Here is a 2,500-nt window from a genome sequence, read left to right on the forward strand (position 1 = left end):
TACACCTGTAACCTATCAACGTCGTAGTCTCCGACGGCCCTTAAAAGTAAACTCATCTTGAAGCAGGTTTCACGCTTAGATGCTTTCAGCGTTTATCCTGTCCGTACATAGCTACTCTGCACTGCACCTGGCGGCACAACAGATACACCAGCGGTACGTACGACCCGGTCCTCTCGTACTAAGGTCATGTCCTCTCAATTTACTAACGATCACAACAGATAGGGACCGAACTGTCTTGCGACGTTCTGAACCCAGTTCACGTGCCACTTTAATCGGCGAACAGCCGAACCCTTGGGACCTTCTCCAGCCCCAGGATGTGACGAACCGACATCGAGGTGCCAAACCTCACCGTCGATATGAGCTCTTGGGTGAGATCAGCCTGTTATCCCCGGAGTACCTTTTATCCTTTGAGCGATGGCCCTTCCATACAGAACCACCGGATCACTTTAGCCAGCTTTCGCTCCTGCTCGGCTTGTTTGCCTCACAGTCAAGCACCCTTATACTAATGCGCTCTGCGTACGATTACCAACCGTACTGAGGGTACCTTTGCGAGCCTCCGTTACCTTTTAGGAGGCGACCACCCCAGTCAAACTACCCACCAAACAATGTCTCCCTTACAGGATTAGACTCTAAATAACAGAAGGTTGGTATTTCAACGATGACTCCACAACTCCTGGCGAAGCTGCTTCACAGTCTCCCAACTATCCTACACATCTGGCATTCAAAATCAATGTTAAGTTGTAGTGAAGGTTCACGGGGTCTTTCCGTCCCGTTGCGATTAACCGGCATCTTCACCGATACTACAATTTCACCGAGCTCGTGGTAGAGACAGTGTACAACTCATTAGACCATTCGTGCAGGTCGGAACTTACCCGACAAGGAATTTCGCTACCTTAGGACCGTTATAGTTACGGCCGCCGTTTACTGGGGCTTCAGTCAGAAGCTTTGGATTACTCCGAACATCCTTCCTTAACCTTCCAGCACCGGGCAGGTATCAGGCTCTATACGTCATCTTGCGATTTTGCAGGGCCCTGTGTTTTTGTTAAACAGTTGGTTGTACCATTTTACTGAGGCCGCATTACTGCGGCACGCCTTATCCCGAAGTTACAGCGTCAATTTGCCTAGTTCCTTTACCACGGATCACTCGAGCGCCTGAGAATACTCTTCTCGACTACCTGTGTCGGTTTACGGTACGGGCTGCTATAAACGAACCTTAGAAGTTTTTCTTGGAAGTCTGATTAGGGATACTATCAGCGCAGCCGAAGCTTTGCTGTACTATCAGGTTTCAGCATCATCGGCGGATTTACCTACCAACAATATACCTACGCCCTTTAACGCACTATTCCGTAAGTGCGCGATCCTTTCACTACTCCGTTACTCCATCGAATTTATAGCAGGTACTGGAATATTCACCAGTTTGCCATCAGCTACGCCTTTCGGCTTTGCCTAAGGACCCGACTAACCCTGATCCGATTAGCGTTGATCAGGAACCCTTAGTCTTACGGCGATAAGATTTTTCATCTTATTTATCGTTACTTATGCCTACATTTTCTTTTCTAAACGCTCCAGCATGTTTCGCAACACACCTTCGATGCAGTTTAGAATGCTCCCCTACCGTCTGATACTTACGCATCAGGCCTAAAGCTTCGGTTATACGTTTGATGCCCGATTATTTTCCGTGCCCAAACCCTCGACCAGTGAGCTGTTACGCACTCTTTAAATGAATGGCTGCTTCCAAGCCAACATCCTGGCTGTTGTAGGATTTGAACCGCGTTTGATCAACTTAACGTATCATTAGGGACCTTAGCTGTTAGTCTGGGTTATTTCCCTCTCGGCCATGGACCTTAGCGCCCACAGCCTCACTCCTGGAGATTATGTTATAGCATTCGGAGTTTATTAGGGTTTGGTAGGCGGTGAAGCCCCCTAGCCCAATTAGTAGCTCTACCTCTATAACACGTCTATATCCAAGGCTGTTCCTAAAAACATTTCGGGGAGAACGAGCTATCTCTCAGTTTGATTGGCCTTTCACCCCTATCCACAGGTCATCCCATAGCTTTTCAACGCTAATGGGTTCGGACCTCCAGTTAGTTTTACCTAACCTTCATCCTGCCCATGGATAGATCACAAAGTTTCGCGTCTACTCCCACTGACTATATCGCTCTGTTAGAACTCGCTTTCGCTACGGCTCCGGTACTGAAGACCTTAACCTCGCCAGTGAGAAGTAACTCGTAGGCTCATTATGCAAAAGGCACGCCGTCACTCATTGCTGAGCTCCGACCGCTTGTAAGCGCACGGTTTCAGGAACTATTTCACTCTCCTGTTCGGAGTACTTTTCACCTTTCCCTTACGGTACTGGTTCACTATCGGTATCTAAGGAGTATTTAGCCTTACCAGATGGTGCTGGCAGTTTCATACAGGATTTCTCCGGTCCCGCACTACTCAGGATACTACGCGTCCATCAGAATTTATGCCTACAGGGCTATCACCTGCTACGGCTCAT

At 48.4% G+C, this 2,500-nt stretch carries 1 rRNA gene (only partly in view); it reads right to left on the reverse strand.

Annotated elements, in window-relative coordinates:
• Positions 1-2,500 (reverse strand): 23S ribosomal RNA (locus tag ABQ275_RS20795) (it extends past both window edges: 52 nt to the left, 334 nt to the right).

This window comes from Chitinophaga sp. MM2321 (assembly GCF_964033635.1).
In the GTDB taxonomy this organism is placed as follows: domain Bacteria; phylum Bacteroidota; class Bacteroidia; order Chitinophagales; family Chitinophagaceae; genus Chitinophaga.